Here is a 26,172-nt window from a genome sequence, read left to right as displayed (position 1 = left end):
ATAGGATAAGAAAAAGACAACTCTAAATATTGTATAAAGCAGACCAATAATGGTCTGCTTTCTCTACTTTTCAACAGCAACATCATACAAGAAATCTCCAATAATCATGCACACTTAACCCATCAACCATCACACCACCGACAGGAGGTATCATCCCATGCAAAACGAAACCCGAACACCCGCATCTTAATATAGAAGCCTACCGTTTTAAGGGGATTATGCAAAAATTCCCGAATCACTTTCACGATTATTATGTGATTCGTTTTATTGAAAAAGGGAAGCGGTATCTGGCCTATCAAGATCAAGAATATATCATCAATCCAGTTGACCTTCTTCTCTTTAACCCCCGTGATACGCACAGCTGTGAGCAGATTGACGGGCGCACGCTCGATTAAGGTGTATCAATGTCATGCCGGATGTCATGGAGAAAGAAGGAGATTACCGGTACGGGGCATCTCCCTTATTTCTCCAAGCATGTTCTATACCAACACAAACTGACGTCCAACCTTCAGGAATTGCATGTCCTGATTTCTCGGGGGAGAACAGGCTTTGCAGAAGGAGGAGCTGTTCTTTCATCTGCTTGAAGAGCTGATTGGCCATTATTCAGATGTCACTGTTCACAGTGGCTTGCCTGAACCGTCCAACAAAGTCAAAATGGTTTGCGGATTTTCGGAAGAGCATTATACCGAAAAATGTACAAGGGAGTACCAGTTACATCTCCTGAGAGTGAATTGGCATTAGACTGGAACTCTTATAATCAATATTTATTTCCTGTAGTAGGAATTGCCGCATTGGTTGTTGTTGGACAACTTGGTAAATTAACCGATAATAAAGGAGAAGAAGCATCGGCTAAACTTGCAATGCAGTTTTATTTTTTCATACCAATTAATAATCATTTTTGGGGGACTAACAGAAATGAAAACAGATCAAATTATTTTTGATAAAGCTAAAAAAATCGCTGAACATGTTGAGCAGTTGAAAAATGATCAGGATATTATAGATTATCTATACAAACATGATTCAGTTACACTCAATCAATTAAAGCAATACTATTCTACTCCCTATTTGCCGCTGCAATTTCTTGTGAAAATAGCCGTTTCGTGTATGTTTATCGCTATGGCACTAGCCTCTTTCTTTTTCATCCAGGTCAAAACCTTTTTTGCCGTCCCTATATCGGATGTACTACCATTTGCATTTACAATTTTTACAGTTTTAATTATCATTCTCACTTATTTAAAGATCATAAGAGGAAAAAACAGAAAAAATACAACTCATTTCCTCCAACAAACCAGATCTTACAAAATGAAAAACTTAGTTAATGCAATACTGTTAAAAAAATACACAAATCAACAACAGACCATGGAGTTTGAATCTAATTACACACATAAAGAAGATACACATCAGAACTTAGATGCTGTTGCAAAACAAGTACTTACATATTGTAAAAATGACAAAGATCTTTTTAACTTTTTGTATTCTCAGGATGATGAAGTGTTAAGCAATTTAAGAACGTATTTTTCTCCTCAACCATTAACTGTTTCTGAATATATAAAATGGATGTTTATTGGCAGTATAATTGTCATCTATGCAACTACTTTATTTTCAGGTCAAATTAGTTACATTGATATACCGTATTTTTTTTCTGTTCTTTTATTCTTTATATTCCTAAAAAACTTAATCAACGTGGTTAGACTCTTAAGTATAGTAAGAAAAGGACAATTGCACTCTGTTTTACATTTTGCAAAAAGAGCCGAATATTTACGGATTACAGGAATAATAAATTTTATTTCAAATGAAAAATACAATACACTGATTAAGTAAACTGATATTTTTACCTTTGGAAGCATAAACTTTATTTTTTTACAAGAGGATATATATTCCGAACAGCAGAGGCAGAGTTACCAAAATAGAGTTTTGTCGCAAATATGTCAACAGGTTTCAGCGGCAACCTCGGCTACCCAATGCCGGATAACTGGGCGATTGATAAAGATAGCTTTTCCGGCAGAGATAAGGCTGTTGCAAGCGTTGAACCTCCGTCTGACCCCGTTTACAACGCTCGATTACGTACATTAACGAAAATATCCTGTCCAGTATTCCGGCGTTAGACAATTTAACGGGGCTTGCTAATGCTATGTTTGAATTTGATACGACTGAAACGATTTTCACATCACCGAATTTGGATATCATCTTATCCACTTCACTTTTAGCTACAATACCTAGTGAAGGGTCGCCAAATACGATAACTGTTACAAACGGGAAACCTGGGGCGTATATTACTGGTTTGTTAGGGGATACACAAACGTCATTAACAGCATCACAAATGGATTCTTACCAAAATTTATTAAATAACATCAGTCTATCAGTTAGAGATGGTTTTATAGAAATATATATTCATCCATCCGTGATTCACTAGATATTCAATTTAAATATTACACCAGACATTCCGACAGGAGACGGGGCTACAACCGGACTTACTACTATTACATTTAAAATAAAACAAAAGCATTTTCAATTACCAGAAACAGAAACAGTTTTTTCACCAGATTGGGAATCAATTCTTACTGGCACGGCTATAGGAGCGGGTGTGGTATTAGGAGTTATTGTCTTAATAACCGCTGCTCCTGAAGCAGTAGTAGTAGGAGGTGCTACAGCGTTTATAAGTGCATTTTTAGCTTTATTCCCTTCCGCAAATAAATAATAGCTTAGCACTACATGATAACTATACAGTTAATCATGTAGTGCTCTAATTTTTAGGAGGTCACTGTATGAATCTAGATCAACAAACATACAAAGAAACCCAAAAAACAGCAGAATCTATTTTACTACAGTATAGTAAAAATGATAATGAACTACTGGCTTTTTTAAAAAAACAGGACTCTTTCATGCTTAATCAATTAAAAATATTCCTTAGCGAGCCTCAACTGACACTTATCCATAGTATAAAAATCGTAGTCTATGGAACATTGGTTACTTTATTTATGTATTTTGTAACTAATGAAATGCCCCATGTATGGAGTTTATCTTTCAGATTATTTCTTGTCGTGATAGGATTCATCTGGCTCGCCTCTTGCTTTAAAAACGCAAAAGCCATTCAAATTTCCCAAAACTTCAAAAAGAAATCTGAACACGCTAGAATTGTTGGGATGATAGAATTTATTTTAGAAAATAAATATAAAGACAGCATTAATAAATAAATATGCCTCGGTATAAATTCCTTTCTCACATTCTTTGTAAATGAGAAAAGCAGATCCACGTCCGATCTGCTTTTCTTTATGTTCTTAATTAGGTACAGCTGCAGTTTCCTTTCCAGATCCCTCCCATCATCAGAATCAAGCAATAAAACATGCTACATTTATGACAGCTTTTTTTTCATTAACTGCTGAGATCATAATGATTTTCTTTGTATCACAGCCATCGTAATGTACGAAACAACAAGTGAGGCCAAGCTATAAATAACAGCCCATCCTAAAAAAGAAGCATTAAAAACAGTAAAAGTGAGAACAAGAGAAATAATCAAACTGAACAACGGCATAATGTACTTTTTTTTAAATAAATACGTCCCCACGATGGATAATACAATAATGCCAAGCGGCAAAACGACAAACGCAAGATCTAACTCATCCATAGAAGAACCTCCTCTTATATCACTTCATCATATGTTTGCTTAAGGATATGATCACTAAAAAGATATTTTTTACACAAACATTTCACAAAACCTATAATACTTTAAGTAGATTGTATACGGTCTTCAACCGATATCCCAGTATATTCCTTTACCACTTACCCTTTACAGTCCCTCAAAAAACAGCCTTGCACCGCTGTCTCACATCTCAGCACCTTTAATCTAAAAAACTTTAAAATTGAAATGTGACAAACTGTTTACATTTTCAGCGGACTGTGATAATTTAAGAAAGCGCTATCAGACACAAGTTAATAAGTTGGACGGAGATGAGGAGAGCCAGAAGATACCGCCCCTTTTGACAGGGGTATTTTCTGGCTCTTTTTGTTTTTTGAAGGGAGGCATGTCGTACAGACATACTGAACTATTTTCAATAAAGGGGAGGATTATATGTTTAATATTTTCAAACCAGCTCCGCATATCGAGAGACTGGATGAATCAAAGACGGATGCAGCTTACAAGCGTTTAAGGCTGCAAGTGTTTATGGGGATTTTCATAGGCTATGCAGGCTACTATCTGCTGCGGAAAAACTTCGCTTTTGCGATCCCTTATCTTCAGGAAGAAGGGTTTTCAAAAACTGAACTGGGATTGGTGCTTGCCGCTGTGTCCATTGCTTACGGATTCAGTAAGTTCATCATGGGGATGGTGTCCGACCGCTGTAATCCGAGGTATTTTCTTGCGACGGGCTTATTTTTATCTGCTATTGTCAATATTTTGTTTGTTTCTATGCCTTGGGTGACCTCAAGCGTCACCATCATGTTTATCTTTATGTTTATCAATGGTTGGTTTCAAGGAATGGGCTGGCCCCCATGCGGAAGGACGATGGCCCATTGGTTTTCCATCAGTGAACGCGGCACCAAAATGTCGATATGGAATGTCGCCCACAATATAGGCGGCGGTATTCTTGCGCCTCTTGTCACTCTTGGAATCGCTATGTTTGTAACTTGGAAGAGCGTGTTCTTCTTTCCGGCTATCATCGCTATTATTATCTCATTTTTGATTGTTCTTCTTGTTCGGGACACACCTCAATCTGTCGGTCTTCCGCCAATTGAAGAGTATCGGAATGATTACCCGAAACACGCTTTTAAAGATCAAGAAAAAGAGATGACCACTAAAGAAATCCTTTTTCAATACGTTCTTAACAACAAATTTCTTTGGTATATCGCATTTGCGAATGTGTTTGTATATTTTGTGCGGTACGGTGTCGTCGACTGGGCGCCTACCTATTTAACCGAAGCAAAAGGATTTTCTCCGGAAGATTCTCGCTGGTCTTATTTCCTTTATGAATATGCAGGAATTCCGGGAACCATCTTATGCGGCTGGATCAGTGACCGCTTTTTCAAAAGCCGCCGCGCACCGGCAGGCGTTTTGTTTATGGCGGGCGTTTTCATCGCCGTATTGGTGTATTGGCTAAATCCTGCGGGCAATCCGTTGATAGATAACATTGCTCTCATCAGCATCGGCTTCTTAATCTACGGACCTGTTATGCTGATTGGTTTGCAGGCGATTGACCTCGCACCGAAAAAAGCCGCCGGAACAGCTGCGGGTTTGACCGGATTCTTTGGCTATATCGGAGGATCAGCCTTTGCCAATGCGATAATGGGACTTGTCGTTGACCAGTTTGACTGGACTGGCGGCTTTATCATGCTTATCTCTTCTTGTGTGCTGGCTATTGTGTTCTTGGCGCTAACATGGAATACAGGAAAAAGAGCGGAGCATGTTTAAGAAAGAATTATGATTTTAAGCTCGTCCATACAGCAGCAAAAATTGAAAAAATCTTAACGAAAATAAATAAAAGATTAATATTTTCTAAAAACGCTATTCATATCGTTTTTTTATGATGGGGATGGGTCACAATTGCTGCATTGTTTAACTTAAGGGGGATTATAGAATGAGGAAAAATAGATTACTAGTTTTGGTATTGTTGTCTTTTAGCTTGGTGACATTTATTTGTCCGCCTGTCTCTGCCAAGTCAAAGGGGAACCTGCTGTCTCCTGAGCGTATCCTGACTGTCGCTCACCGGGGAGCTTCCGGATATGTACCGGAGCACACGATATTGTCCTACGAAACGGCCCAAAAAATGAAAGCCGATTATCTTGAATTGGATTTACAGATGACAAAGGACGGCAAGTTAATTGTGATGCATGATGAAAAATTAGACCGTACCACAAACGGAGAGGGCTGGGTCAAAGACTACACGCTTGCAGAAATCAAGCAGCTTGACGCGGGATCATGGTTTAATGAAGCCTATCCGGAAAAAGCAAAGGCTCGGTACGTCGGCCTTCAAGTTCCTACATTGGATGAGGTATTAGACCATTTCGGAAAGCATGCCAACTATTACATTGAAACAAAATCGCCTGATACGTATCCTGGTATGGAAGAAAAACTGATCGCTTCCTTACAAAAACATAAACTGATAGGAAAACATAAAAAGCCGGGACAAGTTATCATTCAATCTTTCAGTAAAGAAAGCCTGTTAAAAATTCATCAATTGAATGCTAACTTGCCGACTGTTCAGTTATTAGAAGCAGAACAGATTGCATCTATGACAGATTCTGAGTTAACAGAAATGAAAACATACGCGGTTGGGGCGGGACCGGATTATAAAGCGCTGAACGCTGAAAATGTGCGAAAAATCCGCAGCCACGGCCTTCTGCTGCACCCTTATACTGTGAACACAGAACCTGATATGCGTCGTCTGCTGAACTTGGGAGTTACGGGGGTGTTTACGAATTATCCAGATGTGTTTCATCATGTGAAAAAATCCTATAAAAAGTAAAAAAAGAGCTTTGAATCTCCTTGGATTCAAAGCTCTTTTATATGATTTAAAAATATATTAGTTGAATAGCCGTCTTAATTTATTTAGTACGCGTTTTATAATAAAGGGTCTTTCTTTATAAAAAACAGGGACTCTTTTCTTATAGTGCCGCAGCGCAATATCCACATTCTTTTTTTGTCTCAGCTGCTTTAATTCACTCTTAGAGACTCCGAAACGAAAATGGCACAACTGTCTATTGCCACTGGATTGAAGTATAACTTCAGGTTCATAGGTAAGAAATTTTGTAAATATGAGTTGAAAGCGGCTTGATTCATCCAAAGATACACTTGAAGCCAAACTAAAATGCCCTTTCACTTCAGAATCATTGTATGATAATGTGAAATTTTTGATATCAAGCTCTTGAGTTTTTAAGACAAAAGAAAGATTTCCCCATTTGGTCAAATAGGAAGACAATAATGTCCACTCTTTATGCTCTTTAGGAATAAATAATGACTCTTTTAATAACACTGTTGGTTTTGCTCTTAATCTTACCGATTTCGTATAATCTTCTATCTTACTAATTAATCTTACATCCAATATGTCTCCTTCTTGGTTAAAACGGAGAAGGGATTGTACCGGGATAAAGGTGTGAAAATAGGTAATACGTTCTTTTTTCAAATAGGAGGAGTCAATTTCTATTGGGCGGTGTTTTTCATAGCTGTTTCTGAAGGCCGGTAACGTAACCCTTCCTTCTTGCCGGCCCCTTAAAGAGATTTCAATAAATAAATTTTCATTTGATGAATCAACGTGAGAATGATAACAAAACCCTTCCAGTAAAAGAGTGTTTTCCATACGTTCTAATCTCGTTATTTCACCCTCAAATTTATTAAGCCGATGAAAGGATATGGATTCATTTAACGCTAGTTCATAAGCCATTTTGGGTTTTGGATATACTTGCCCATGAAAAACCACCATATTGCCCGTATGTTTTTCCGCATACCAAAAGGCAATTAAATCCTCCATCTTGCCATTGTCAATCAACCGAATTAATAGCTTCTGCCTGGATGAAAAGTGAGAGTAATAATCCAGATAATGATACTTATCAAGCATTTTTTTAAATGTATTGAATATATAAAGTTTGTCCTCTACTAAAAATGATCTTGAGATGAGCGCACTGAGTTCTACATCTAAAACTCTCTCCCAGTAGTGGTGAAAAACCATTAATTTTTTATCCTTGTCGAGTTCTAACGCTTCAATAGCAGCCAATGTCTCTTCAATTCTATGCATAAAAAGTTTACCGGATAAAGGTTTTTTCGTTAATTGGATTCTTCCAACGGTCTGATGATTCGTCAAGTAATAGCATACATAATCTTTAACCAATGCAATTGAATTTGAATAGGCATATGCCTGAATGATAAACGGCTGGTCCTCTCCCAGAGAGAAATGTTCCGGAAAACGAATATTATGTTTCTTCAATAAATCAAGTTTGAATAATTTCTGAGCACTCGTTGTAAAAAGAGCGTTTGAACCAAAAAAAGAAAAACAGTCCGGGTTTCTCTTAAAAATTGAAACAGGTACGCCTCTATTAATCCCTTCATAACGTCCTATGACAATATCACTTTGGTATTCAAGTATCTTTTCTTCCATTCTTTCCAAGGCTTCAATCCCTAAATAATCATCTCCATCAACAAAATAGATATAATCTCCTGTTGCAATATCTATTGCCTTATTTCTAGGTCGGCCAGGCGCTCCGCTATTTTCTTGATGAATCACTTTTATGCACGGGTATTTACTCATGTATTCATCTAATATGGCACCGCTCTCATCAGTTGAACCGTCATTCACACAAATAATTTCAAGTCTGTCTTGCCCGATAGTTTGATTTAACACACTATCTAAACATGTTTTTATTGAGTTTCGGTCATTATATACTGGTATTGCAATTGAAAATTTCATACCTTTCCCCCTATTCCTTTCGACGTACACATATATTTATCCTAATAAATTCTTATGCATGTTCAATAATTAGTATAAATGTAATAAAAAAGAAACGTGCATTTAACTAGACAATTTTACCACAAACCTATTTTTATTCAGTTTTTCCAGGATATATTTAAAGTAAATTTAAACAAACAGCATAAGCAGAGTTAAGAACCTCCCTTTGAAGACTGTTGTCTTGTGTCATTCAAGGAAACAAAAAAAGCCTTGCGACACCCATCGCAAGGTTTTTTTATATCATTCTATTCTTTCCCGGCAGCGGCTTCAGCCTGTGCACCTGCCAGCTGATCATTGATCTCTTTCGCATCCTTTAAATACTCTGTCTGGAAGCCGCTCTTAAGCGCCCACACATAGAAACCTAATGATACAACGGCAATAACCGCCATATCCCATCCATAAGTAATGACATTCAGGTCGCCGAATTTTTCACTGCCCAGGTATGAAATCATCATCATACATAACAGATAAAAGACCATCCAGGCGCCGCCTTTGAAGTTTTGCCGAAAGCCTTTCCACTTCGCTTTCGCCTGATAATAGAAGTAAATCGGCAGACCGATCAGGATAATAAATAACACCTGTCCTGTTAACGGCCAGCGCGCCCAGTACAGCACGAGTGACGCAAAGATAAAACCAAGCGGCGCGATCACGCTTAAGCCTTTTAAGCGAAGCGGCCTATACAAATCTTTTCCTGTCCGTCTCAAGGTCATAACGGTAACAGGTCCGGTAATATATGAAATTAACGTTGCCACCGAGATGATTTCAGCTAAGACGCCCCATCCTCTGAACAAGAATAAAAATATGAATGAAACAGCCAAATTAAAGAACATCGCTTGGCGCGGGACGCCGTAAATCGGGTGCAGCTTCCCTAACAAACTCGGCAAATATTTGTTTTTCTCCATGCCGTAAATCATCCGGGAAGTTGTCGCTGTATACGTAATCCCCGTCCCCGATGGTGATACAAACGCATCCGCATACAAAACAATCACAAGCCAGTTAATATTCAGCGCAATCGCCAAATCGGCAAAAGGAGAATTAAAATTAATGGCTCCAGCCATTTGCAATCATCGAAGGGTCAACGGCTCCGATAAACGCGACTTGCAAAAGCACATAAATTACAGTAGCCACTAACAGAGACCCGACAAACAAAAGAGCGCCAATTGTAAGTCCCGGTATAATAATTTTAAAAATGGTGATCAGTGAATTTGCTTTGGAAAACAAGTTGACTGTCCAATAGTTCAGCAAAAAATAAATCACAAGCAAAACAGAAGCAAATATCAGCCCCTCCCCAGTCAGCGTGCCATTATGAACTAAATCGCCTGCTTTCAGTAAAGAAAGCCTGTTAAAAATTCATCAATTGAATGCTAACTTGCCGACTGTTCAGTTATTAGAAGCAGAACAGATTGCATCTATGACAGATTCTGAATTAGCAGAAATCAAAACATACGCGGTTGGGGCGGGACCGGATTATAAAGCGCTGAACGCTGAAAATGTCCGAAAAATCCGCAGCCACGGCCTTCTGCTGCACCCTTATACCGTGAACACAGAACCTGATATGCGTCGTCTGCTGAACTTGGGAGTTACCGGGGTGTTTACGAATTATCCAGATGTGTTTCAACATGTTAAAAAAGACTACAAAAAAAGCTTTGAATCCTAGGATTCAAAGCTTTTTCTCATCAATTTTCACCAAGTACAGCCTCCGCAATATTCACCGCATGGTCGCCGATTCGTTCCAGGTTGCTGATCATATCGACAAACACTATACCAGCTTGTCCTGTACACAGTCCATCATTAAGACGGATAATATGTTTTTTGCGAAGCTTCCGTTCCATCTTGTCAATTTCATCTTCTTTTTCAACCACTTGTGCGGCTATCTCGTCATCATCATGCTTCAGGGCTTCCATAGACGCCTTCACAGTGGAAATCGTCAGATCCAGCATACTCGTTAAGTCCGCCATGGCTGACTCTGTAACGACGACTCGATGCGCCTGCTGATATTCCACCAGTTCAATCACATTTTCGAAATGGTCGCCGATTCGTTCAATGTCTCTGACTGTGTCCATAAGCATATGATGTTCCTCTGACTCATGGTCTGAGAGAGAACTTGAAGAAAGTTCGATCAAATAATCTGTGATTTTTCGGTCAAGATTGTTGACCGCATCCTCTATCTGATATGCGCTAGAAGCGTGTTTCGGCTGTTTTGTCACTAGAAATTGTTTTGTTACTTCCAGCCCTTGCACCGCGAAATTTCCCATTTGCAGAACTTCTTCTTTTGCTTGTCCGAGAGCAATGGATGGAGATTGCTCAATGAAAATCGGATCAAGATGTGATTTGTATTCTAACATTGTATCCTTGCCCGGTATCAGTTTTGTTACCACTAAAGCTAACAAGCCCACAAAAGGAAGCTGAATGAGCGTATTTGATGTATTAAAGATTCCGTGCGCAAAAGCAATCGTCATTTTAGGATCAAGTCCCATCGAAGCTTGGAACCATAAAATTAAGGCTGTAAACGGCTTAAGCAAAATCAAGAATATCGCCGTCCCGATCAAGTTAAACAGCACATGGGTCGCCGCAGCCCGTCTCGCTGCCACTGAAGCGCCAAGAGACGCAAGAATCGCAGTGATGGTTGTCCCGATATTGTCTCCAAATAGAACGGGGAGCGCACCCTTGATATCAATCAGCTGATCCGCAAATAACCCTTGCAGGATACCGATTGTGGCGCTGGAACTTTGCACGATAACGGTAAACAAAGTACCGACGACAACGCCAAGAACCGGATTCGAACTCATATTAACCGTTAACTCATGAAAAGCCTCAAGCGACCGCAGCGGTATCATCCCGCCGCTCATTAATTCCAATCCATAAAACAGTGCCCCAAAGCCAAAGACAATCTGGCCCGCATTTTGCACTTTTTTTTGTTTAAAGAAAAACAGTAAAAATCCGCCGGCGGCTATAATCGGCAAAGCGTACGCCCCAATGTCTATACCAATAATAAACGCTGTAACCGTTGTTCCGATATTGGCCCCCATAATGACCCCGATCGCCTGTCGAAGCGTCATAAAGCCCGCGCTGACAAGGCCAACCGTTATGACAGTCGTCCCGGAACTGCTTTGAATTAAGACCGTCACAATGATTCCGGCCAAAACTCCCATCAGCGGGTTGCTTGTAAAGCGATCTAAAATATTTCTTAATCTATCTCCAGCCGATTTCTGAAGGCCTTCTCCCATAAACTTGATCCCTATCAAGAAAATACCGAGACCTCCGAGAAATTCAAACAATAACGTCTGTACATCAATAGTCAACGCTTTCACCTCTGTTTACGACATTTATCAACAAACTCCCTATGATTATGTTTGAAGTCCCTAGGATTGTAAATAAGTCACCTGTTAATTTTACAATAACTTAACAATCAGTCTGATAGACCTAATTCGAATTTACATTTGTGTAACATTTCGTATATATGATGACTGTCAGACTAGAAAAAAACACGCCCGCATCTGCATATAATCCTCATTTCTTCCTATGATCCTCTAATACCGCTGCCGTATGAGACGCCGATGGTTCAATCGTTCAAATATGAATACAGGCAGCACGTTCGGCACGAACGACGCAAGGTTGCGTTTTTCCCGTCCGGTCACAGCTGCAGAAACACCTTTAGCTACTGGAAGGTTTAGTTTCAAGGATGGCGGGAATATAATATGAAACATTACCTTTAAAATAGAAAGGAGTTCTTTACCATGAAACAAAAACTGTTAATCTCAGGTCTTGCTGTTTCCACTGTCGGCATCACTTCTTATCTATTAAAAGATCCTTCAAATCGCCAAAAGGTTAAAAACTTTATTTACGATGTGAAAAGAAAATTTTCCAGTGAGCCAAACATTGATGCTTTCCCCGTAAATAAAGCAGGCAATCCGCACCCCGAAGATATTGAAGACAACAAAATGGTGTCCGAAGGCTCTATGTTTCCCGTGCAATACCATGATGAAAAGACAAAATAAAGAGTGAGGCAAGACTGTTGGCGGCTTACTAACCCAGCAGTCTTTTTTGCAATCTTTTGCGTCCTCTTTTTTACCGTTCTTCCACGCTTTATAACTCGCATGTAAACTCAAATCGAATCCAACCAAAAAATGGCCCGCAAATGATTTGCAGGCCATTTTCATTTCCGTCTAATACGGCTCATAACAAATCCGCTTTCAGGCAAGGACGGCATTCTGACCAAGCTGTAACTTAGATCTTGCTCAGGAACTTCATATTCAATGTGGTTAATAAGAAAATCGAGAGTTACTTTCATAACTTCGATCGTAATACCCTCACCCGGACAGCGGTGTCCCTTGGCAGGATCGCCCCCTCCTTGGGGAATTAAATCAAATAACTGGTCCTTCCGATCCTTAAATCGTTCCGGACGGAATTCATTTGGATCTTCCCACAGGCGAGCGTCATGATTCGTACCGTATAGATCAAGTAAAACCAGCATTCCTTCTTTGAATTCGCATTGATTCCAAACAAAATCTTTTCGCGCCTGGGCACCGAGAAAAGGGCCAAACGGATAGAAGCGCCGAACTTCCTGGACAAACATTTCAAGATCATCGCCATTTCCTGACTTCAGCTTTTCTTTATACTCTGGATGATTATGTAATGCTAAAGCAGAAAACGTGAGGAAGGTTGAAATCGCCACAATAGGCCGCAACACATTGATGAGTTCAACCGCAGCCATTTGGGTATCCAGCCGGCTTCCATCCAGTTCAGTGTGAAATGCCATTTCATAAAGTGCCGTACCTTTCTCAGCCTCCGTCTTTCCGGCTCGCACATTTTCAATAATGTCCCGAATCCACTCTTCAGCTCTCGGTCTCGCTCTTCTGCCTTTCCAGTGCCGCGGCCCAACAGCCCCAAAGGCATCCACCATCGCACTGAAGTCATCCGCACGCTCTTTGACTTCCGATTCTTTCAAGGGAACCCCGGCCCATTGGCAGGCAATTTTGCATAACACGTTCTTGGCTTCCTCAAAAAGCTCAACCTTCTCTGCACCTTCCCATTTACTGAGTGCGGCCAGCCACTGCTCCATGGCAAGCTCGGCTAATCGTTTTTGATGCGGCGGCGTCATTAATGACATAAAAAGAAGCTTTCGGTGAGTATGAGCATCACCATCCATCGTCTGTATGGCATCTACGCCAAATAACGTCTTCAGTAATCGCTTCGGCAATGCGCCATTTCGCTTCATTCGCTCAGGATCATAAAATACCTTTGCCGCTTCTTCTCCGCTCATACAAATCGCCTTTTGCCCCAGCAAGCGCGTTTCAAACAGATCTGACTGATATCGGTCAACCCTATTTTTAATAAACAAATATCCTTCCCGCATCATAGCCAGACTGTTGTCCAGAGCTTTATCATGCGGGACCTGTTTATCCATTGACATCACTATCTACTCCTTTTGTCTTGTCTGGCAGTTTATACAATAAAAGCCTTTCCTTTCTTTTTTTCACCTTATAAAACGAATTAAACATCATCTACCCTTTAAGTATTGAAACACCCGACCGATTTTATGCGCAGCAGCCCTATCAATCATTCGGATAAAAAATTCTTACAAATATATTGGCTGAAGCAGTACACTTAGATAAAAGGCAATACAGCAGGATACATAGAAATGTTCAAAGAAAAACAAAGGGAGGCAACGGGTATGAAAAAATGGTTGTATATATTCATTTTATTTTTGGTTGCAGGATTAGGAAGCACATCATCAGCTGGTGCCAAAATGCCTGGTGAAAAGAGTGTGAATGTAAGCAAACTGAACGTAGACGAATTCTTCAAAGACCGCGACGGAACGTTTATTCTCCATGACGTACAGAAGGACAAAACATTTATATACAATGAATCAAGAGCCAAAGAAAGACAAACTCCGCAGTCCACATTTAAAGTGCCGAACGCTTTAATTGGATTGCAAGTAAAGGCGGTTCGTGATGAATATGATGTGAAACGATGGGACGGGACAGAGCGCGAATTCGAATCATGGAACCGGGACCATACCCTCGGCTCAGCGATGCGGGATTCTGTCATCTGGTATTATCAAGCGATGGCCAGAGATATCGGCGAAGACCGGATGACCGATTGGCTTCATCGTATTTCTTACGGAAATGAAGACATAAGCGGCGGAATCGACAAATTTTGGTTACAAAGCTCCTTGAAGATTTCTCCATTGGAAGAGAAAGATTTTATAGAACGCCTGTATAAAGAAGATCTACCTTTTGACAAGCCTATTATGAAAACAGTCAAACGAATGATGATCCAAGAAGAAGGCGATCACTATACACTGTACGGCAAAACAGGAACAAGATTAACAGACTATGGATTGGGCTGGTTTGTTGGGTTTATTACAACGGATAACCATTCCTATATATTTGTCACAAATGTAGATGCCTCAGGAACCACAGCGAAAAACATCACAACCGATATTTTAAAAAAGTATCATCTGATGACAAACTAAAAGACGCCTAAAAGTCCTGTATACGGAATACAGGACTTTTTAAGCTTGGCTATATATTATGTTCAAAGCAATAATGATTCACTAATTCTTCTATCTCATCATGATCAGGAAATTCACCATTGAATTCAAAACGAATCTCCTCCACAAATTTTCCGTGATGATAGACATGAATGGCCCCGTTTTGTCTGATTACACTAAATTCCGGCTCAAACGTATAGCCATTTCGTTCAATGGCACCCATTCCGCTTCCCGCCTTTCCTTACTGCCCTCACATCATCAGAACAGCAATTCATAAACCTCGTTTAACTCGCTTGCCCGCTGTTGGTCTTGTTCATTTTGAGCGTACTTGATTTCTTTTTCTAATATAGTGTTCAGATAAGACATTTCATCATCATTTAAATCCTTTACAAAGTTGCCTTCCCCCGTATAATGCCGAGTTAACATCTTCTTGTAAATTCGCTGGCATACATCGTTATCAAGATGATTGGAAAGCGATTCCCGTAAATAACCCAAGGTTTTATCCATTCAATGATCTCCTTTGCTTCAGATCTATATTCTATAGGTTGCTGAAATGATTATAATTCATACAAACAATTTCAAAAATCCAAGACACTTTATTCCAACTTGCACCTTCGTAAACAAAACATACAGCAAGAAATCACCAGACTGGATAAAACCCAAAAAGAAAAACCTGTTTATTGAAAACAGGTTTTTGGTTCAGTTTATATTTTTTATCAAAATGAATGATTAGTTCGTCAGTTCGACACTTTATCATCGATTTGTACATCTAGCGGGACACGCTTGCCAATCCCGAATGCATAATAACTAATGACCACGAGGCCAAGAAAAATGATCCCTACAATCAGAGAAATACGTGTATCATCATTAAATCCCATACCGATTAACACCATAATTAAGAATGCAATCGTTAAGTAGTTTGTCACAGGCGCAAAAGGCATCTTGAATGGATGTTTATCTATCTCAGCACCTTTTGCTCTTCTGAATCCAATATGGCTGAACAAAATGATAAACCATGGAATCATACCCGGAAGCACGCTTGCACTGTATACGTACACAAATATCTTTGGCGGCGCAATATAGTTTAAAACAACACCAACTGCCAAACCGATAAGGACAGCAATCGTACCGTATAACGGCACACCATTACGAGAGATTTTCGCAAAGAATTTCGGCGCTTGTCCATTCACTCCTAATGTATAAAGCATACGTCCCGCACTGAAAATACCGCTATTACAGCCAGACATTGCCGCTGTAATCACGACAAAGTTAATAATACCAGCCGCTGCTGTAATCCCAATTTTGGCGAAAGTTGAAACAAACGGGCTTCCAAGTGAATTCAACTGGTCCCAAGGATAAACCGTGACAATCACAAAAATAGCACCGATATAGAATATTAAAATGCGCCAAATAATACTGCGAATTGCGCTTGTTAACGTTTTTTGCGGATTTTGCGCTTCGCCGGCCGTAATCCCAATCAGTTCAACACCTTGATAAGCTGCGATTACAAGAGATAAAGCAAAGAAAAATCCAGAGAAACCGCCTGTAAAGAAACCGCCATGTGCCCAAAGATTAGATAATCCGATGGCATGTCCGCCGTTACCAAACCCCAAGAAAATAATACCGAGCCCAGCAATAATCATTAATACAATGGTAACGATTTTAATCATCGCAAACCAAAATTCAAATTCACCGAATGATTTAACCGAAATTAAGTTCGCCGCTCCAAGAATTGCCATCGCGATGATACCGGGTATCCAAGCAGGCAGATCCGGAAACCAGTACTGCATGTATGAACCAACAGCTATAATTTCAGACATCCCGACAATCACCCACTGGAACCAGTTACTCCAAGCAGTCATATAACCGGCTAATGGATGTATATACTTATGGCCAAACGTCGCAAATGAACCCGTACTTGGCTCTACATACAACATTTCTCCCATCGCACGCATCACAAAAAAGATAAATATTCCGCAGATTGCATAAGCAAGCAGAACAGACGGCCCCGTCCATTTAATCGTGCTGGCTGAACCCATAAATAAACCAACACCAATTGTACCGCCCAACGCAATCATCTGAATATGACGCGCTTTTAATCCTCTCTTCAACTCTTTATTTGCCACTCCGCTTCCTCCTCTTAACCGCGCTGATATATTTGAAATAATGAAGCAGAAGGTGCACCTTTTTGAACCTGACTCACTCTTCATTTCTCGCAATATTGGAAATTTTCTATCTTTCTATTGTTATAAAATCTCCAATTTCCTTTTCTCATCATAATAAATTTCTGTGGAAAATACAATTGTTTTTTTCAGGTAAACACCTTCCGAACTTAAGATGAACAATTTGAATGAAATCGCTTTCATTTTATTGAATTATGAATATTAAGATAATAAATGATAGACAGCCGCAAAAAAATAGTCACTCGCTTTTCATCTCATGCCCCCCATCTATAAGTAATGTATCAGGAGAACCACGCCAGTACTCCCTGTTTTTCCCAATTCAAAATAGGTGAAGCGATTGAAACCTCCTCACCTTCTTTCATTCTCCTTCAGATACACCATAATCCTGCTTGCCCGGCACGAATTCCCATTCTTTTTATGAATCAATAAATCCCTCATTCAGCCGTATTAACAACTTGCCGAACAATTCTTTTTCATCACCTGACCAATCTTCAAGCATACGATGATACCGTTCAAGCCGCTTCTGTTTCTCAGCTTTTAATTTCTGCTTGCCGAGCTTTGTAATCGTAAACAGGCTGACCCGTCCGTCAGAAGGATCGGAGAAGCGATAAATCAGCTCTTTCGCCTCCAAGGCTGCGGCTTGTCTCGAAATCGTGGAAATATCCAGCTTAAAGGAATCTGCCAATTCTTTGACACGCGCCGGCCCAAATTCGTCTAACTGCCTTAATAACAGATAAGCGGCCCTTTCCAGATTCCCGATTTTCCGGTCCGAGGTATCCAGATAAACAGCCCGCCTGATAAAAGTGGTAAGCTCATATTCAATTAATTCAATCGGATCTTGTTTTTGCAAATGGAATCTCTCCTTATAATTGACAACAGCATAATTAGTTGTATAATACAAGCATATAAACATTCACTATAAAAACATATAAAATAGGTTTTACCTACATATATTTGTATATTACAAATATACGAACAAAAAGTAAAGAAAATCACCGGGACACCGTCACCAAGAAAGGGGGAAGCTGTTCTTTTTCAAAGAACAGCACCTTGTTGTGAAAGCTATACGCATCATTTTACAAATTTTGATTTTATACGCTTTTTCCATGATCGGAGAGGCCGCCCATCAGCTGTTTCATCTTCCTATTCCGGGAAGCATCATCGGCTTAATCCTCATGCTCATTTGTTTAACGACTAAGATTGTTCCAGTGAAAATGATTGAAGACGGCGCAGGCTTTTTACTGTCTTTTCTTCCATTATTATTTATACCGGCAATGGCGGGCGTGATGAACTATCCGTCACTGTTTTCCGCAAGCGGAGCCGCTCTGCTTGGCATTATTGTGCTGAGCACCGTCGTCACAATGATCGCTGCGGGATACGCCAGCCAGCTGCTGGAACACAAAGCTAATAAACGAAAGGAGAAAAAGAAGTGCAGCAAGCATGTATCGCAATCCTTATAATTGCAGCAACGGCTGCCGCTTATTTGGCAATGGTAAAATTATATATACGCTTTTCATATCCATTTCTCATTCCGGTACTGACTACGACGATTTTGATTATTGTGCTGCTTCTCGCCTTTCACATTCCGTATAAAGACTATATGATCGGCGGAAAATGGATTAATTCACTGCTCGGCCCCGCTGTCGTCGCATTAGCTTATCCGCTTTATAAGCAGCGCCGCATTTTACTCAAATACAGCTTCCCGATCATAGGAGGCGTATTGGCGGGCTTATTTTCAGGAATGGTGAGCGGCCTGCTATTCGCAGAACTGTTTGGCATCGACCGGAATTTGATATTGTCTATTATTCCAAAATCCATTACGACCCCTGTCGCCATTCAGATCGCCACCGGACTGGGCGGCGTTCCATCCATGACAGTGGTGTTTGTCATGATCGCGGGCTTTTCAGGCGTCATCCTCGGACCGCTGCTTCTCAAATGGATTCGCATCCACAGTTCACTCGGAAAAGGAATCGCATTCGGCAGCGCCTCACATGCGCTCGGAACCTCAAAAGCGATGGAATACGGAGAATTAACAGTGTCCATGAGCTCCGTTTCCATGACGCTGTGTGCAGTTTTAGGCTCTGTATTCGGCCCGGTTGTGGCGTGGATGTTTCAGATTTAACGGCAAAAAAGCTGACAGCCTATCGTCAGCTTTTTTATATGCGCACACTCAGCTGCTGCAAAGAGCCATTTTTGCAACTCAATTTTTCCCTTATCACCAACTCATCTATCACATTCACCTTCATTTCCATTATCATGTTTTAATTGTAAGAATAATGGTAAAGTAGAGTGAAAGGGAGGGATTCATAATGGATAAAGCAATACCGGAATTGACACTTAATGATGGTACAACCATTCCTGCTATCGGCTTTGGTACATACGCTCTTAACGGGAATGAAGGAGTTCATGCCATTAACAGCGCCATAGATATTGGCTATCGTTTGATCGACACCGCTTATAACTACGAGAATGAGGGAACTGTCGGAGAAGCCATTCGCCGCTCCTCAGTTCCCCGAGAACAGTTATACATTACATCCAAACTTCCCGGACGCTATCATGAATATGACAAAGCCGTCACAGCTATCCAAGAGTCTTTATATCGGGCTGACTTGGATTACTATGACTTGTACCTTATTCATTGGCCAAATCCAAAACAAGGACACTACACAGAAGCTTGGCAAGCATTAATTGAAGCCAAAAAATGGGGTCTAATTCGTTCCATTGGCGTTTGCAACTTCTTGCCTGAACATATTGAACAGCTTCAACGTGAAACAGGGGTTAAGCCAAGTATTAACCAGATTGAATTGCACCCCGCTTTCAATCAAGAACACCAGCATAAATGGCATGAAGAACAAGGCATTCAAACAGAATCTTGGAGTCCTTTAGCCCGTGCCAGTGAGATATTGAACAATAAGCAGCTTGGGCAAATCGCAGAGAAGTATAATAAAACAATTTCTCAAGTGATCTTACGATGGCACTGCCAGTTAGGTGCTATTCCAATTCCAAAGTCAGCATCACCAGAGCGTCAGCTTGAAAACATTTCTATTTTCGATTTCTCACTTGATGAAAAGGATATGAAGGAAATCGCTTCACTTTCTCGTCCGGATGGAAGAATCAACGACCAAGATCCGGCGGTTTATGAGGAGTTTTAAGGAGAGAACGGACAGAATTAGGACCACAGCAGCGATAATGCCAAATAAGATTTTTAAGACTTTCAGTAATTTTTTCATATGATTTCTCCTCTCAAGTGATACTGAAAGGGTACGATATGAAAATAAATTTTTGATTAATTTTGGAGCAGTTTTAATTTCTTATTTGCAAAAAACATAGGCTGTTTGACATATTATACATGACTAATATGTAAACAGCCTTTTTATTAGGAATACTCCTCAACAATCGCGACCTTTTGCGGAATAACTCATTTTTCCCAATACAAAAAGCCAAAAAGGACGCTCTCTTATTTTAAAAAAAAGCGACCTTTTCTCCATGTGTCCGGTTATATAGTAAGTAGACTACTTCAAAATGACTGAAAAACTTTATCAATAATTTTTTTCTCCTCTACACTTAACGTTGAAAGAGGTTCCCGGCAGACACCAGCCTGTATATTTTGTTTTTCTAAGAGATATTTAATTGGGCGAAGTGTTCCCATTTCTATTATTGAGTTCATGTAAGGAGAAATTTCAGTTAAATGCTTTTTTCCATCTTCTTCTTTACCAGATTGAACAGCTTTAATAATCTTTTGTATTTCTACTGGAAATATATTACCCAAGACGCTAGTAATTCCGTCAAATCCAAGTTTGGCATCTTCAAATATTTTTAAGTCAAAACCAGATAATACATTAAATTCTGCACCCAGTTGTTTTTTGACAATTGGTACATTATTTGAATTACCAGCTTCTTTAAATGCGACGATTTGTGGGAATGTCATTGCTAATGTTATTAATGTTTCAACTTGTAAATTAAACCCTGTTCTTACAGGGTTGTTATAGATCATAATCGGCAGATTAGTAACTGAACAAATTCTCTCAACATAGTTAAACGCTTCCTGTTGATTAATTCGTACATAAGGGGGAAAACCTAGCATAATTGCATCTAGTTCTGCTTCTTCTGCAGAAATCGCTAATGCCATTGCATCCTTTGTTTGAACAGCTGCAACTCCTCCATATAAGAGTAAATCATTTTTTGTTTCTTTTTTCACTGCATGAAACAATGAAGTACGTTCCTCGATTGTCATAGAATGTTGTTCACCAGTACTTCCGCTTATTAATAACGCAGGAACTTCATGCTTTTTATAATAGTCAATTAGTGATGGTATACCTTCTAAATAAAGCTCTCCATTTTCAGAAAAAGGAGTAATCATTGCAATACTAAAAGGGACAAATGGATTTTTCATTTTTCTAACTCCTTAATAATTTATACGTTTAATTATAGAAAACAGTTAAACTGCTTTTATTTTTTTATCTTTTTCATTGCATCTGCAAGTTGATGAGATTCTAAATCTTGTTCTGCATATAAGTTTTGAATAATATTTTTATAGTCATCTTCACTACGATTTTGACTTAGTTTATATGCAGCTTGAATTTCTTGTACTTTTATCCTGAAGCCTACAATGCCCCTTAGTTCTGCTTCTAATAAATCAGGAGAAATTTTTTCCCATAATATTGGATTTTCACGATGACTCTCATATTTATACAGCATGTTAGTAAGTGACTTTTTTAATTCATCTTGACTTAATACCTCTACCTTACCGTATATGTGTACAGCCTGATAGTTCCATGTAGGAACATTTTCATGACTGTACCAAGAGGATGATACGTAGGCATGCGGCCCCTGATATATAACTAAAGCTTCTTGGGATTCCTTAAATGTTCTCCATTGCGGGTTTCCATAAGCCACGTGTCCTGTTATATAATAATCATCCCTTTCACCTTTTTCTAAAAGTAAGGGAATATGAGTAGCAATTGGTCTACCCTGTTTTGTGGTAACAATAGTACCAAATGAATTTTTTTGAATAAACTCTTCAATTTCCTTTACAGAGGTAACTTTAAAATATTTAGGAATATACATAAAAAATCTCCTTTCACCTTACATATAAATTTTGAAATATAACAGGTAGCTTCCTCGAACCTAAAACGTTTGTCATAAATATTTGATATAAAATATAGTATTATACAAACTGACATATAAAAAGGTACAATTTTGAATAAACATACATGTCAAAGAGGTATTTAAATGAAAAATATTATTTTTGCTTTCAAGGATGACTTACCTAAATACAAACAAATCTATGAGCAATTTAAATTATTAATTGAGCAAGGAAAACTGGACGCTAATGAACAATTGCCTTCTATCCGTGAATTGGCACACTCTCTTCAAGTGAGTCGAAATACGACATTAATGGCCTATGAACAACTGGTAGCTGAGGGATACATTCGAGGAGAAGGGAGGAAAGGTTATTTTATAAATGAATTAGAGACCCTTTCATTTCAAGAAACGTTAAGCTCTCATTATAAAAAGCCACCAGAATCATTGAACCCCATTCTTATTGATTTTCGAGCAGGGGCTGTAGACCAAGAACATTTTCCTTTAAAAATTTGGCGAAGAATGTCTAATCAAGTATTAACGTTATCCGAGAGCTTTCAATATGGAGAACCTTTTGGTGAAGTATGCCTACGAGAACAAATTGCTACGTATTTGCTCCAAGCTAGAGGGGTGAAAACAGATGCACATTCTATTATTATCGGCAGTAGTACCCAACAAATGCTTATTAATCTTGGACATATACTGAAAGATGATTTTCTAAGTATTATAGTGGAAAATCCCGGATACGACGGGGCTAGAGAATCCTTTAAATTCCATCAATTTTCCTTTGAAACTTTACCAGTGCATGAAACAGGTGCTGACCTTTTACAATTAGAACGAATGAAATCGAGGTTAATCTATGTAACACCTTCTCATCACAGTCCATATGGAGTAAGTATGCCAATTCAACAACGGCATACGCTTATTCAATGGATTAACAAAATGAAAGGATATATTATTGAGGACGATTATGATAGTGAATTTCGTTATACACAACAACCATTCCCAGCTCTTGCCTCCATTGACTCAGCAAGAGTCATTTATTTAGGAAATTTCTCAAAATCCTTTCTTCCGGGAATTCGTTTAAGTTATATGGTATTACCACAGCCACTTTTAAATCGATATAAAAAGCAGTTTCTGAATTTCGAGAGTACCACTTCGATTCTTAGCCAAATCACAATGGCTAAATTTATGGAAAGTGGAGAATGGAATCGTCATATTAAACGTATGCGTCTCGTTTACAAACAAAAAATGCAACATTTAGTCTCCGAATTTAAAAAACAATTTGATCAAAATATCTCTATTATTGGCGAGCAATCCGGTCTATACTTGTTAGTCAAAGTGTACTCAGAACGTTCAGAAGAATGGTTAATTCAACAGGCTTCTCTTTATGGAGTTAAGGTGTATCCTACTTCAATCTATTTCGTTAACAACAATACTGATATCCCTATTATAAAACTTGGCTTTACTAATCTTTCTTTTGAGGATATCCAACTTGGTGTGAAGCTCTTAAAAAAGGCTTGGTCATAAAAAAGCACCCCGTAATCGTTAGGTCTGTCTAACAATTACGGGGCAGTTCATTTTACAAGAGCGCTGGGTTGTCAGACCTGCTCGTTTGTTTAAACGAAAGATGTCACAATCTATTATTATTCTACACAATACATGTAAACGTTCCTCAACAATCTGGCCGATTGTTGTATATAAAGACAAGCAGGAAGGGAGTTTTTCTCCAATCGATACTAGTATTTTTTAAATACCTCTGCGTACGCTACTTTCAATTGGTCTCTTAGTTGCTTGTTTTCATCTTCTAGCTTCTTAATCTTTCGTCTCAGTAATTCAATAAGAGCATCCTTGTTGCTCTCATTCATTTATCGTTTAACTTGTTTAGGTGTAGGTGTGTGTCCGCCCTCAATAGTGTTTAAAATACTTGTATAACGGCTATTCTTGCGTGGCAACTTCCGTATGGATTATCAATTGCATTTAATTTATGATCACGCCATAGCATTTCGAGTATATCTGTTGGCATTTCATCATCTGGACTAATTTGTTTCATTTGGCCATTCATATCTAAGCTGAACAAACCCTGTTTCATAGCTTCTTCAAAAACTCTTCGCTTGGTACTATCTAATAATTTTGCATATCGGATAGTCATTTCAGGAGAGGCATGAGCTAATAGTTCCTGAACTGTAAGTAAATCAGCTCCACTATTTAACATTTTTACTGCATACGTATGTCTAAACTGATGGAATCTAAAATGATAAATGTCACCATTTTCATCCACTATTCTTCTTGCTTTCGCAAGATCGTTGAGTTTTTCACTTATCCAATCGTTGAAAAAGGGACGACCTTTTCTGACTCCTATACCTAAAGAAAGAAGCGTTTGCAAAATTATCTTTTAATGAAAACAAGCATTTGAATATAGCAAATAACTATCTAATGAGTAAAGAAAAAATAAGTCCAAAAGTAAGAGAAGAATTGTCCAGCCTTATTCAGCAACGCATGGATACGATATGCTTACTTCCTCTGCCAATGCTTTGATTTTCGTCATGATGTGGAGCATTTCTTCTGTTGTCATCCTCGGGTTGATGGAACAAAGTCGAATAACCACTTTCTCTTTCAATTCGGTCGTACTTAACATGGCAAATCCTCTTTGAGTAATTTCTTTCACCAGTTTTTTGTTTATTTCATTGATTGTATCTGTTGATGCTAATTCACTAGGAATATAACGAAAAGTAATAATTCCCAACTGGGCAGGTGTTACCACCTCCCAATCTTTCGCTTTCCCTAAGAACGCTTCAACTTGTTCAGCCAACATGATGCCATGATCAATTGCCTGGCGAAAAGCTGCGGCTCCAAACACTTTAAAAGACAGCCACACCTTTAACGCCCTAAATCTGCGCGACAGTTCAATTCCACACTCTCCAAAATTGATTTCTCCTTCTACATTGGTTTCCGAATCCTTAATATACTCTGGCATCATACGAAATGTTTTGCTTAAGTACTGGCTGTTTCTAATGAGTACACAGCCTACATCATAAGGCTGAAAAAGCCATTTATGAGGGTCCAACGTCAAGGAATCGGCCCGATGAATTCCTTGAAGCAAAGCACTTCCTTTTTCACTGAGAATTGCCGGGGCACCATAGGATCCATCCGCATGTAGCCATACATCTTCGTCATTACAAAGATCAGCCAACTCATTGAGGGAATCAACCGCTCCGCAATTAGTTGTTCCAGCATTAGCAATGACACAGAATGGTTTTTTCCCTTTTGTTCGGTCTTCTTTTATTTGCTTTTTCAAAGCACAGACTGAAATTCGCAAATGCTCATCCGTTTCGATTCGGCAAATTTGATGGTGTTTGAAACCCAATACTTTTAGTGCCCGATCCACAGAAAAATGAGTCTGGTCGGAAAAATAAACAACCGCATTTTCTATGTCATTATTTAGCTTGGCCTGTCTAGCTACAGTAAGCGCGGTCAAATTAGCCATGGAACCTCCGCTTACAAATAGTCCTTCAGCCGAATCAGGGAATCCTAACATCGATTTTAACCAATTGATTGTCGTTAATTCGATTTGCTCAGCACCTGCGCCTGCTATCCAAGCTGTCGGAAATACATTAAAACCACTTGCTAAAAAATCTGCTACTACTCCGACATAATTATTGGGACCCGGCACAAAAGCCAAAAAATGAGGATGATCCACATGGGTAATCTGATTAAACACGTTTCTATTAAGAAAATGAAGGAGCTCTTTCGGATCGGATCCGTTTTCTGGGATCGATTCTGTCAGCTTGTTTCTGAGAATATCACTATCAATCGTTTCGGATACTGGTTTGCTTTTCAAATGATTCATATGATCAATGATCAAATCAACTGCTTGATATCCTAACTGACGCATCTCTTCGGCTGATAACTGCAGGTTTTCCGACACTTGTTTCACTCCTATTCAATTTTAAGAGGCGAGTTGTTGCTCGCCTTTTCA

22 protein-coding genes and 6 pseudogenes are annotated in these 26,172 nt (G+C 39.2%); 14 read left to right on the top strand and 14 right to left on the bottom strand.

Annotation, left to right across the window (positions count from 1 at the left end; all coding sequences use genetic code 11):
- Positions 1-157: 157 nt before the first annotated feature.
- The 5 genes and pseudogenes from AAHT65_RS08205 to AAHT65_RS08185 all read left to right on the top strand — a co-directional run.
- Positions 158-699: pseudogene (locus tag AAHT65_RS08205) on the top strand (AraC family ligand binding domain-containing protein); the annotation flags it as partial.
- Positions 693-941, top strand: coding sequence for a hypothetical protein (locus tag AAHT65_RS08200; RefSeq protein ID WP_142396850.1), 249 nt, complete (start codon positions 693-695; stop codon positions 939-941). The pseudogene AAHT65_RS08205 and the gene AAHT65_RS08200, both read left to right, overlap by 7 nt.
- On the top strand, positions 916-1,821 hold the full coding sequence (locus AAHT65_RS08195) for a hypothetical protein (protein ID WP_343311311.1): 906 nt from the start codon (positions 916-918) through the stop codon (positions 1,819-1,821). The genes AAHT65_RS08200 and AAHT65_RS08195 overlap by 26 nt, the downstream gene beginning before the upstream one ends.
- Before the next feature lie 89 nt (positions 1,822-1,910).
- Positions 1,911-2,698: pseudogene (locus tag AAHT65_RS08190) on the top strand (glycoside hydrolase domain-containing protein); the annotation flags it as partial.
- 67 nt (positions 2,699-2,765) lie between these two features.
- Positions 2,766-3,194: a hypothetical protein gene (locus tag AAHT65_RS08185; protein ID WP_343311310.1), complete on the top strand. Its 429-nt coding sequence runs from the start codon at positions 2,766-2,768 to the stop codon at positions 3,192-3,194.
- A gap of 191 nt (positions 3,195-3,385) precedes the next feature.
- On the opposite strand, the gene AAHT65_RS08180 is transcribed toward AAHT65_RS08185, so the two are convergent.
- Positions 3,386-3,625, bottom strand: coding sequence for a DUF2651 family protein (locus AAHT65_RS08180; protein ID WP_003327910.1), 240 nt, complete (start codon positions 3,623-3,625; stop codon positions 3,386-3,388).
- A 444-nt stretch (positions 3,626-4,069) separates the two neighbouring features.
- Between AAHT65_RS08180 and glpT the strand changes: the two genes are divergently transcribed.
- Together glpT and AAHT65_RS08170 are read left to right on the top strand one after the other, a co-directional pair.
- Positions 4,070-5,404, top strand: a complete 1,335-nt coding sequence (gene glpT, locus AAHT65_RS08175) for a glycerol-3-phosphate transporter (protein WP_010787497.1) — start codon at positions 4,070-4,072, stop codon at positions 5,402-5,404.
- A 166-nt stretch (positions 5,405-5,570) separates the two neighbouring features.
- Positions 5,571-6,458 (top strand): glycerophosphodiester phosphodiesterase, encoded by an 888-nt coding sequence (locus AAHT65_RS08170; RefSeq protein ID WP_343311309.1) that lies wholly within the window; start codon positions 5,571-5,573, stop codon positions 6,456-6,458.
- Positions 6,459-6,515: 57 nt separating this feature from the next.
- Here the strand turns inward: AAHT65_RS08170 and AAHT65_RS08165 are convergent, their stop codons facing one another.
- Both AAHT65_RS08165 and AAHT65_RS08160 read right to left on the bottom strand, forming a co-directional pair.
- A complete protein-coding gene (locus AAHT65_RS08165; protein ID WP_277714270.1) occupies positions 6,516-8,393 on the bottom strand; it encodes a glycosyltransferase family 2 protein in 1,878 nt (625 codons plus the stop codon).
- Between the two features lie 284 nt (positions 8,394-8,677).
- Positions 8,678-9,746, bottom strand: a pseudogene (locus tag AAHT65_RS08160) (APC family permease); the annotation flags it as partial.
- Positions 9,747-9,753: 7 nt separating this feature from the next.
- Between AAHT65_RS08160 and AAHT65_RS08155 the strand changes: the two are divergent.
- A pseudogene (locus AAHT65_RS08155) lies at positions 9,754-10,089 on the top strand (glycerophosphodiester phosphodiesterase family protein); the annotation flags it as partial.
- Between the two features lie 19 nt (positions 10,090-10,108).
- On the opposite strand, the gene AAHT65_RS08150 reads toward AAHT65_RS08155, so the two are convergent.
- A complete protein-coding gene (locus AAHT65_RS08150) occupies positions 10,109-11,734 on the bottom strand; it encodes a Na/Pi cotransporter family protein (RefSeq protein WP_343311308.1) in 1,626 nt (541 codons plus the stop codon).
- A 435-nt stretch (positions 11,735-12,169) separates the two neighbouring features.
- Here AAHT65_RS08150 and AAHT65_RS08145 point away from each other — a divergent pair, with 435 nt between their 5' ends.
- Entirely contained in the window at positions 12,170-12,430 is a 261-nt protein-coding gene (locus tag AAHT65_RS08145) for a hypothetical protein (protein ID WP_010787493.1), read from the top strand.
- Between the two features lie 158 nt (positions 12,431-12,588).
- Here AAHT65_RS08145 and AAHT65_RS08140 read toward each other — a convergent pair whose 3' ends face one another.
- Entirely contained in the window at positions 12,589-13,839 is a 1,251-nt protein-coding gene (locus AAHT65_RS08140; RefSeq protein WP_343311513.1) for a cytochrome P450, read from the bottom strand.
- A 267-nt stretch (positions 13,840-14,106) separates the two neighbouring features.
- On the opposite strand from AAHT65_RS08140, the gene blaOXA reads away from it, so the two are divergent.
- On the top strand, positions 14,107-14,910 hold the full coding sequence (gene blaOXA / locus AAHT65_RS08135; RefSeq protein ID WP_343311307.1) for a class D beta-lactamase: 804 nt from the start codon (positions 14,107-14,109) through the stop codon (positions 14,908-14,910).
- Between the two features lie 49 nt (positions 14,911-14,959).
- On the opposite strand, the gene AAHT65_RS08130 is transcribed toward blaOXA, so the two are convergent.
- From AAHT65_RS08130 to AAHT65_RS08115, 4 genes are all read right to left on the bottom strand, one after another.
- Positions 14,960-15,151 (bottom strand): YbxH family protein, encoded by a 192-nt coding sequence (locus tag AAHT65_RS08130; RefSeq protein WP_003327903.1) that lies wholly within the window; start codon positions 15,149-15,151, stop codon positions 14,960-14,962.
- Between the two features lie 35 nt (positions 15,152-15,186).
- On the bottom strand, positions 15,187-15,435 hold the full coding sequence (locus AAHT65_RS08125; RefSeq protein ID WP_010787490.1) for a sigma-G-dependent sporulation-specific acid-soluble spore protein CsgA: 249 nt from the start codon (positions 15,433-15,435) through the stop codon (positions 15,187-15,189).
- A 230-nt stretch (positions 15,436-15,665) separates the two neighbouring features.
- Positions 15,666-17,054: an amino acid permease gene (locus AAHT65_RS08120; RefSeq protein WP_343311306.1), complete on the bottom strand. Its 1,389-nt coding sequence runs from the start codon at positions 17,052-17,054 to the stop codon at positions 15,666-15,668.
- Between the two features lie 472 nt (positions 17,055-17,526).
- A complete protein-coding gene (locus tag AAHT65_RS08115) occupies positions 17,527-17,961 on the bottom strand; it encodes a MarR family transcriptional regulator (protein WP_343311305.1) in 435 nt (144 codons plus the stop codon).
- A gap of 205 nt (positions 17,962-18,166) precedes the next feature.
- On the opposite strand from AAHT65_RS08115, the gene AAHT65_RS08110 reads away from it, so the two are divergent.
- The 3 genes from AAHT65_RS08110 to AAHT65_RS08100 all read left to right on the top strand — a co-directional run bounded on the left by AAHT65_RS08110 (position 18,167) and on the right by AAHT65_RS08100 (position 20,263).
- Positions 18,167-18,571, top strand: a complete 405-nt coding sequence (locus tag AAHT65_RS08110) for a CidA/LrgA family holin-like protein (protein ID WP_343311304.1) — start codon at positions 18,167-18,169, stop codon at positions 18,569-18,571.
- Complete coding sequence (locus AAHT65_RS08105; RefSeq protein ID WP_003327898.1) at positions 18,541-19,233, top strand: LrgB family protein; 693 nt, start codon at positions 18,541-18,543, stop codon at positions 19,231-19,233. The genes AAHT65_RS08110 and AAHT65_RS08105 overlap by 31 nt, the downstream gene beginning before the upstream one ends.
- A gap of 187 nt (positions 19,234-19,420) precedes the next feature.
- Complete coding sequence (locus AAHT65_RS08100; protein WP_268513419.1) at positions 19,421-20,263, top strand: aldo/keto reductase; 843 nt, start codon at positions 19,421-19,423, stop codon at positions 20,261-20,263.
- A gap of 365 nt (positions 20,264-20,628) precedes the next feature.
- Here the strand turns inward: AAHT65_RS08100 and AAHT65_RS08095 are convergent, their stop codons facing one another.
- Both AAHT65_RS08095 and AAHT65_RS08090 read right to left on the bottom strand, forming a co-directional pair.
- The gene (locus AAHT65_RS08095; RefSeq protein ID WP_277714269.1) at positions 20,629-21,504 is read right to left on the bottom strand and encodes a dihydrodipicolinate synthase family protein; all 876 of its coding nucleotides are present in this window, start codon (positions 21,502-21,504) and stop codon (positions 20,629-20,631) included.
- A gap of 56 nt (positions 21,505-21,560) precedes the next feature.
- Positions 21,561-22,178, bottom strand: coding sequence for an FMN-binding negative transcriptional regulator (locus AAHT65_RS08090; RefSeq protein WP_106273187.1), 618 nt, complete (start codon positions 22,176-22,178; stop codon positions 21,561-21,563).
- A 165-nt stretch (positions 22,179-22,343) separates the two neighbouring features.
- Here AAHT65_RS08090 and AAHT65_RS08085 point away from each other — a divergent pair, with 165 nt between their 5' ends.
- Positions 22,344-23,723, top strand: a complete 1,380-nt coding sequence (locus AAHT65_RS08085; RefSeq protein WP_343311303.1) for a PLP-dependent aminotransferase family protein — start codon at positions 22,344-22,346, stop codon at positions 23,721-23,723.
- Between the two features lie 209 nt (positions 23,724-23,932).
- On the opposite strand, the pseudogene AAHT65_RS08080 reads toward AAHT65_RS08085, so the two are convergent.
- The 3 genes and pseudogenes from AAHT65_RS08080 to AAHT65_RS08070 form a co-directional block, all read right to left on the bottom strand.
- Positions 23,933-24,088: pseudogene (locus AAHT65_RS08080) on the bottom strand (DUF6262 family protein); the annotation flags it as partial.
- A gap of 44 nt (positions 24,089-24,132) precedes the next feature.
- Positions 24,133-24,552: pseudogene (locus AAHT65_RS08075) on the bottom strand (tyrosine-type recombinase/integrase); the annotation flags it as partial.
- 126 nt (positions 24,553-24,678) lie between these two features.
- The gene (locus AAHT65_RS08070; protein ID WP_343311301.1) at positions 24,679-26,121 is read right to left on the bottom strand and encodes a pyridoxal phosphate-dependent decarboxylase family protein; all 1,443 of its coding nucleotides are present in this window, start codon (positions 26,119-26,121) and stop codon (positions 24,679-24,681) included.
- Positions 26,122-26,172: the final 51 nt, after the last annotated feature.

Origin of the sequence: Bacillus atrophaeus (assembly GCF_039519175.1) — a bacterium.
In the GTDB taxonomy this organism is placed as follows: Bacteria; Bacillota; Bacilli; order Bacillales; family Bacillaceae; genus Bacillus; species Bacillus atrophaeus.
The sequence above is the reverse complement of the archived record's forward strand: the minus strand, read 5'-3'. Positions and strand labels throughout refer to the sequence as shown.

Excerpts from the sequence above, each read along its gene's own strand:
- AAHT65_RS08085 (WP_343311303.1), top strand. The coding sequence starts at position 22,344 with ATGAAAAATATTATTTTTGCTTTCAAGGATGACTTACCTAAATACAAA.
- AAHT65_RS08170 (WP_343311309.1), top strand. The coding sequence starts at position 5,571 with ATGAGGAAAAATAGATTACTAGTTTTGGTATTGTTGTCTTTTAGCTTG.
- AAHT65_RS08095 (WP_277714269.1), bottom strand. The coding sequence starts at position 21,504 with ATGAAAAATCCATTTGTCCCTTTTAGTATTGCAATGATTACTCCTTTT.
- AAHT65_RS08180 (WP_003327910.1), bottom strand. The coding sequence starts at position 3,625 with ATGGATGAGTTAGATCTTGCGTTTGTCGTTTTGCCGCTTGGCATTATT.
- AAHT65_RS08125 (WP_010787490.1), bottom strand. The coding sequence starts at position 15,435 with ATGGATAAAACCTTGGGTTATTTACGGGAATCGCTTTCCAATCATCTT.
- AAHT65_RS08145 (WP_010787493.1), top strand. The coding sequence starts at position 12,170 with ATGAAACAAAAACTGTTAATCTCAGGTCTTGCTGTTTCCACTGTCGGC.
- AAHT65_RS08130 (WP_003327903.1), bottom strand. The coding sequence starts at position 15,151 with ATGGGTGCCATTGAACGAAATGGCTATACGTTTGAGCCGGAATTTAGT.
- AAHT65_RS08185 (WP_343311310.1), top strand. The coding sequence starts at position 2,766 with ATGAATCTAGATCAACAAACATACAAAGAAACCCAAAAAACAGCAGAA.
- AAHT65_RS08090 (WP_106273187.1), bottom strand. The coding sequence starts at position 22,178 with ATGTATATTCCTAAATATTTTAAAGTTACCTCTGTAAAGGAAATTGAA.
- AAHT65_RS08140 (WP_343311513.1), bottom strand. The coding sequence starts at position 13,839 with ATGGATAAACAGGTCCCGCATGATAAAGCTCTGGACAACAGTCTGGCT.
- AAHT65_RS08200 (WP_142396850.1), top strand. The coding sequence starts at position 693 with ATGTACAAGGGAGTACCAGTTACATCTCCTGAGAGTGAATTGGCATTA.
- AAHT65_RS08165 (WP_277714270.1), bottom strand. The coding sequence starts at position 8,393 with ATGAAATTTTCAATTGCAATACCAGTATATAATGACCGAAACTCAATA.
- AAHT65_RS08195 (WP_343311311.1), top strand. The coding sequence starts at position 916 with ATGAAAACAGATCAAATTATTTTTGATAAAGCTAAAAAAATCGCTGAA.
- AAHT65_RS08100 (WP_268513419.1), top strand. The coding sequence starts at position 19,421 with ATGGATAAAGCAATACCGGAATTGACACTTAATGATGGTACAACCATT.
- glpT (WP_010787497.1), top strand. The coding sequence starts at position 4,070 with ATGTTTAATATTTTCAAACCAGCTCCGCATATCGAGAGACTGGATGAA.
- blaOXA (WP_343311307.1), top strand. The coding sequence starts at position 14,107 with ATGAAAAAATGGTTGTATATATTCATTTTATTTTTGGTTGCAGGATTA.